Consider the following 5,871-nt stretch of genomic DNA (forward strand, 5'->3'; position numbering starts at 1 on the left):
GGCCGTGCGGGAGCAGGGCACCGGCGGCGAGCCGCCGAGCCTTGTCGACCCACCGCCCGGCTGCCGGTTCGCGCCGCGCTGCCCGTACGCCACGGATCTGTGCCGGGGTGAGACGCCCGAGCTGATCGAGGTCACGCCCGGGCGGGCCGCCGCGTGCTGGGGGTACAGCGAGCGGGAAGGGCGGCCCGACGTCGGGCGGGTCTCGACAGGCTCGACCAGCGGCGGGGTCTCGTCCGGCTCGACCAGCGGGAACGGGGAGGCGGGCGCATGAGGTTCCTGCTGCGCAGGGTCGTGTTCTACGCGCTGACCGCGTGGGCCGCGATCACCATCAACTTCTTCATCCCGCGCATGCTGCCGGGCGACCCCGTGACGGCCCTGCTGGGCCGCATGCAGGGCCGCATCGACAGCAACGCCGAGCACTCGCTGCGCGTGCTGTTCGGGCTGGACCAGGACACCAGCATGTGGCAGCAGTACCTCGACTACTGGGGCCTGCTCCTGCGGGGCGACCTCGGGCTGTCGTTCACGCACTTCCCGACCCCCGTGGCCGACATCGTCAGCCAGTCGCTGCCGTGGACTGTGGGTCTGGTCGGCGTCGCCACGATCATCGCGTTCGTCATCGGCTCGCTCATCGGCACCTTCCTCGGCTGGCGCCGCGGCACCTGGGCCGACGGGCTGCTGCCCGTGGCGACGTTCTTCCAGGCCGTGCCGTACTTCTGGCTGGGCCTGATCACGATCGCCGTGCTGTCGGTCAACCTCGGCTGGTTCCCGTCCAGCGGCAGCTACGACCGCGGGCTCGTGCCCGCGTTCAGCGGCGAGTTCATCGGCTCGGTCGTCTACTACGGGTTCCTGCCCGCGCTGACCGTCGTGCTGTCCTCCGTGGCCGGCTGGGTGCTCGGCATGCGCAACATGATGGTGACCGTCTCCTCCGAGGACTACGTCACCGTCGCGCACGCCAAGGGCCTGCCCGAACGGCAGGTCATGCTCGGCTACGCCGCCCGCAACGCCGTGCTGCCGCAGGTGTCCAGCTTCGCGCTGTCCCTCGGCTTCGTCGTCGGCGGCACGCTCATCATGGAGATGGTCTTCTCCTACCAGGGCATCGGCTACACGCTCTACCAGGCCGTCTCCACCCACGACTACCCGCTGATGCAGGGCTGCTTCCTGGTCATCACCCTGTCCGTCCTCGTGGCGAACATGGTGGCCGACCTCGCCTACGCCCTGCTCGACCCCCGCACCCGGACGGAGGACCGATGAAGAACCAGCTGCTGTTCCTGCGCAACGGCAAGGTCATCACCGGCCTGGTCATCCTGGGCTTCTTCACGCTGCTGGCGCTGGTGGGCCCGTGGCTCTCGCCGTATGACCCCAACCAGGTCAGCGACGCGCTGCTCAGCCCGCCGTCCGCCACGCACTGGCTCGGCACCGACCACACCGGCCGCGACATCCTGTCGCAGATCATCGTGGGCGCTCGCGGCGTGCTCGTCGTCGGCCTGGTGGCCGGCGTGAGCGCCACCGTCGTGGGTGTGCTCGTGGGCGTGACCGCCGGGTTCGTCGGCGGCATCGGCGACGAGTCGCTGTCCGCGCTGTCGAACATGTTCCTGGTCATCCCGCAGCTGCCGCTGATCATCCTGATCGCCGCACAGCTGCCGTCGGCCGGCGGGCTCACCGTCGCGCTGGTCATCGGGGCGACCGGCTGGGCCTGGGGTGCGCGTGTGCTGCGCGCCCAGACGCTGTCGCTGCGCAAGCGCGACTTCGTCGAGGCGGCCCGCGCCAACGGGGAGCGCACGTGGCGTCTCGTGCTCGCCGAGGTGCTGCCGAACCTGACGGCCGTGATCGCCTCCGGGTTCGTGGGCACCGTGACGTTCGCGGTGCTGTCCCAGGTCACGCTGTCGTTCATCGGCATCACGCCCGTCAGCGACTGGAACTGGGGCACCATCCTGTTCTGGGCGCAGAACAACCTCGCGCTGCAGCGTGGCGCGTGGTGGTGGTTCGTGCCGGCCGGGGCGTGCATCGCGCTGCTCGGCATGGCGCTGACCCTGGTCAACTTCGGTATCGACGAGATCGTCAACCCCCGCCTGCGGTCCACCGGCCTGCACGCTCGCTCGCTGCGTCGCCGGGGCATCCGGCCGCGCGTGGGGTTCACCCCGGTGGTGCGGGAGGTGCGGTCATGAGCACAGGTGTGGAGACGAGCCCGGGCGTCGCCCGGGACGCGGGGCCGACGGCGGAGGAACCGGTCCTGGAGGTCCGGAACCTGAGCGTCGACTACGGGTTCGGCGACGACCCCACGCACGTGCTGCGCGAGGTCTCGCTCACGCTGCGCCGCGGCGAGGTGCTGGGGCTGGCGGGCGAGTCCGGCTGCGGCAAGTCGACCCTCGCGTACGCCGCGACGCGGCTGCTGCCGCCGCCAGGCCTCATCACGGGCGGCGAGGTGTGGCTCACGGGTCGCGACGGCCAGCGGGCGGACCTGCTCGCCCTGTCTGACGCCGAGCTGCGGGCCGCCCGCTGGCGCGACATCGCGATCGTGTTCCAGGGTGCGATGAGCTCGCTCAACCCGGTGTTCCGGGTCGAGAAGCAGCTGATCGACGGCATCCTGGCGCACCGCCCCCGGATGGGGCGTGCCGAGGCCCGGGAGCGGGCCGCGGAGCTGCTGCGTCTGGTGGGCATCTCGGCCGACCGGCTGCGGGCCTACCCGCACCAGCTCTCGGGCGGCATGCGGCAGCGCGTGATGATCGCGATGGCGCTGGCTCTGGAGCCGCAGGTGCTCATCATGGACGAGCCCACCACGGCGCTCGACGTGGTGATGCAGCGCCAGATCCTGGAGCAGGTGATGGAGCTGCGTGAGCGGCTGGGCTTCTCCGTGGTGCTCATCACGCACGACGTGTCCTTGCTGGTGGAGGTCGCCGACCGCATCGCCGTCATGTACGCGGGCGAGATCGTGGAGACGGCGCCCGCCCGCGACGTCTACCAGCGCCCTCGGCACCCGTACTCCGCGGGGCTGCTCGGGTCGTTCCCTCCGCTGCACGGGCCTCGCCGCGAGCTCGCGGGTATCCCCGGCGCCCCGCCGGACCTGTCCCAGCGCGAGCCGGGCTGCCCGTTCGCGGCGCGGTGCCCGCACGTCATGGACGTGTGTCGCACGGAGCTGCCGGTGCTGGGGCGGACGGCTGCCGCCGAGTCGGGGCGGCTGGTGGCCTGCCACCTGCACACCTCGCTGCCCGCGGGGAAGAAGCTGCCGGATCTGGTGGCGCGGTAGCTCTGGGGCTGCCGGGCCGACTGCTCGATCGGCGGACTGGGCCGTCGTCCGGGAAAGGGTTGGTTACCGGGGTGTGTTGCTGTGCGTAGACAATGTCTACGCACAGCAACACACCCCGCTGCGTCACCGTTGCCTGGGCGCCGCTCGAGCGGCGGGCCGGTACACCAGGAGCAACGATGAAGATGTCGATGAAGAGCACTGAAGTTGCACTGCTCGGCGAACAGCGACCGGCGACACTGACATTGCGGACGGGCGTCGATTGCCTCATCTCCGCAGAGCTTCCCGGCGGAACGACGATCGACGGCTCAGGTGGTGACTTCTACGAGGCCTTGCGTGAGCTTCGGCTCATCGTGGAGTCGAGTGGTCGGCTCCTCTTGTGCGCCGGTTCCCGAAGGGATGTCCATCCTTCTGCGATGCAGCGGCAATGGACGCAGGGCCGTCGCGCGTACGCCCTCGGTGGGGTGTTCAAGGGTGAGAAAGCACCGGTGGTCGACATCTTCGATCCCATCGACGTGGCAGACGTGGTGAGCGTCGAGGCTCAGCAGGCTTGGTACAGCGAGTGGCTCGCGACTCCACGCGGAAATGTTCTGCGGTGATGCAACCCCGATTCGACGACATCACCGATGCGACGCTTGCGGGAGCCGGCTGGTTTCCCGGCAGATCTGTCAGCATCGATTCCTGGGTCGAGTTGCTGCGTGCCGAGGGGGTTGAAATGCATGGGGCAGCTGCCGAGTTTCTCGTGGAGTTCGGCGGCTTGGAGTCAGCGAACGAAGGCCCAGGTATCACGCGTGCGCGGGAGCCGTTTACCTTTGATCCCGGGGAGTGTGTGGGCGAAGGCGACAGATTTCTCGAATGGTCGCAGGACCTCGGTCGCCAGATCTTTCCGATAGGGATTCTGGACCACGGACGATTCTTCCTCGGCTTGGATGAGAATTCTGAGCTCTATTGCGTGGAGGATTGGGTCGCGACCTTCGGCCGGATGCCTGTCGGCATGATTCATCTGGTTCGGGGCGTCATGCCCGCGGTGCTTGGCTGAACTATTGCTGTGCCATGAACCTGCGTGCAGGCGGCACCCGTCCCGGCGGGACCAGACCACCCCACAACCACCACCCAAGGCCCACACCCAGGACGAGACCCACCCCCGCGAGACGGTAGGTTCTTCTCCGTGACATCCCCGATCGACCGGATCCGCCCGGCCGCCACGACAGCGCGCCAGGTCTCGGACCTCGCCGTCGCCTTCGGCCTCACCATCGCCCCAGGTCACGCGGCTGACGCTGCGGTCACCTGTGTGGCCTCGGACAACCGGGTGGTCCAGGACGGGGACCTGTTCGTGGCCCTGCCCGGCGCCCGCGCGCACGGCGCGGAGTTCGCCGCGGACGCCGTCGGGCGCGGGGCCACCGCCGTCCTCACGGACGCGCGCGGGGCCGAGCTGATCGGGGCCGGCAGCACCACGCCGGTCATCGTCGCCGACGACCCCCGCGCCATCCTCGGCTCCGTCGCCGCCTGGGTGCTGGGCAACCCGGCCGAGGACCTGATGACCTTCGGCGTCACCGGCACCAACGGCAAGACCACCACGACCTACCAGCTCGACCACCTGCTGCGGGCGCTGGGCTGGATCGGCGGGCTGATCGGTACGGTCGAGACCCGCTCCGGGGACCGGGTCATCGCCAGCACGCTCACCACGCCCGAGGCCGCCGACCTGCAGGCCCTGCTGGCCGCGATGCGCGAGGACCACGTGCGCACTCTTGCCATGGAGGTCTCCTCCCACGCGCTGGCGCAGCACCGCGTGGACGGCATCGTCTTCGGCGTCGCCGGGTTCACCAACCTGACGCAGGACCACCTGGACTTCCACGGCGACTTCGAGTCCTACTTCGCTACCAAGGCCGAACTGTTCACGCCCGCCCGCGCTCGCCGCGGCGTCGTCACCGTCGACGACACCTGGGGCGACCGCATGGCGAACGAGGCCCAGATCCCCGTCGCCACGCTCACCACACTGCCGGACAAGGCCGCCGACTGGGTCGTGACCGACGTCGCGCCGCACGGCACCGGGTCCGCCTTCACGCTGGCGCACCACGACGGCCGCACGCTGCGCACCTCCACCTCCCTGCCGGGCGGCTACAACGTAGCCAACGCGGCCCTCGCCGTCGCGATGGTGCTGGAGGGCGGGTCGGACATCCGCGACGTCACCGACGCGCTGGCGGCCGCCGACGGCCTGAGCGCCACCGTGCCGGGCCGTATGGAGGTGCTGGCCACGGCCCCGCGCGTGGTCGTGGACTTCGCGCACAACACCGAGGCCCTGGAGCTCGCCCTCGCGGCCCTGCGCCCGACGACGACGGGCCGGCTCGCCGTCGTGTTCGGCGCCACCGGCGACCGCGACCCCGGCAAGCGCCCCTTCATGGGCGCCGCCGCGGTGCACGGCGCCGACGTCGTCTACGTCACGGACGACGACCCGCACGACGAGGACCCCGCCAAGGTGCGCACCGAGGTCCTGGCCGGGACCGGCGTCGACACGCCCGGCGACGGCACCCCCGGCAGCGGCACGCCCGGCACGGTCGAGACCGCGGACGACGGCGCCTCGCGTACGGTGGAGGTCCACGAGGTCGCCCCGCGCGCGGACGCGATCCGCG

7 protein-coding genes are annotated in these 5,871 nt (G+C 70.6%); all 7 read left to right on the forward strand.

Going from position 1 to position 5,871, the window contains the following annotated elements; translation table 11 throughout:
• Positions 1-271: oligopeptide/dipeptide ABC transporter ATP-binding protein (locus PROKR_RS20260; protein ID WP_342665891.1), on the forward strand; the 271-nt coding region annotated here is incomplete at its 5' end.
• Positions 268-1,251 carry an ABC transporter permease gene (locus PROKR_RS20265; protein ID WP_020016689.1) on the forward strand — a complete coding sequence of 328 codons (984 nt, stop codon included), beginning with the start codon at positions 268-270 and terminating at the stop codon, positions 1,249-1,251. The genes PROKR_RS20260 and PROKR_RS20265, both read left to right, overlap by 4 nt.
• Positions 1,248-2,165 (forward strand): ABC transporter permease, encoded by a 918-nt coding sequence (locus tag PROKR_RS20270; RefSeq protein ID WP_020016688.1) that lies wholly within the window; start codon positions 1,248-1,250, stop codon positions 2,163-2,165. Before PROKR_RS20265 ends, PROKR_RS20270 begins: the two co-directional genes overlap by 4 nt.
• The gene (locus PROKR_RS20275) at positions 2,162-3,244 is read left to right on the forward strand and encodes an ABC transporter ATP-binding protein (protein ID WP_051433184.1); all 1,083 of its coding nucleotides are present in this window, start codon (positions 2,162-2,164) and stop codon (positions 3,242-3,244) included. Before PROKR_RS20270 ends, PROKR_RS20275 begins: the two co-directional genes overlap by 4 nt.
• Positions 3,245-3,420: 176 nt before the next feature.
• Positions 3,421-3,840: a hypothetical protein gene (locus tag PROKR_RS20280; protein WP_051433185.1), complete on the forward strand. Its 420-nt coding sequence runs from the start codon at positions 3,421-3,423 to the stop codon at positions 3,838-3,840.
• Positions 3,840-4,280 (forward strand): SUKH-3 domain-containing protein, encoded by a 441-nt coding sequence (locus PROKR_RS20285; RefSeq protein ID WP_084800566.1) that lies wholly within the window; start codon positions 3,840-3,842, stop codon positions 4,278-4,280. Before PROKR_RS20280 ends, PROKR_RS20285 begins: the two co-directional genes overlap by 1 nt.
• 129 nt (positions 4,281-4,409) lie before the next feature.
• Positions 4,410-5,871, forward strand: a 1,462-nt coding sequence (locus PROKR_RS20290) for a Mur ligase family protein (protein WP_036966454.1), incomplete at its 3' end; no start/stop codon positions are given.

Source organism: Promicromonospora kroppenstedtii DSM 19349 (assembly GCF_000515355.1).
Classification (GTDB): Bacteria; Actinomycetota; Actinomycetes; order Actinomycetales; family Cellulomonadaceae; genus Promicromonospora; species Promicromonospora kroppenstedtii.

What these genes read in the sequence shown, in the direction of transcription:
- PROKR_RS20275 (WP_051433184.1), top strand. Translation starts at nt 2,162, where the DNA reads ATGAGCACAGGTGTGGAGACGAGCCCGGGCGTCGCCCGGGACGCGGGG.
- PROKR_RS20265 (WP_020016689.1), top strand. Translation starts at nt 268, where the DNA reads ATGAGGTTCCTGCTGCGCAGGGTCGTGTTCTACGCGCTGACCGCGTGG.
- PROKR_RS20280 (WP_051433185.1), top strand. Translation starts at nt 3,421, where the DNA reads ATGAAGATGTCGATGAAGAGCACTGAAGTTGCACTGCTCGGCGAACAG.
- PROKR_RS20270 (WP_020016688.1), top strand. Translation starts at nt 1,248, where the DNA reads ATGAAGAACCAGCTGCTGTTCCTGCGCAACGGCAAGGTCATCACCGGC.
- PROKR_RS20285 (WP_084800566.1), top strand. Translation starts at nt 3,840, where the DNA reads ATGCAACCCCGATTCGACGACATCACCGATGCGACGCTTGCGGGAGCC.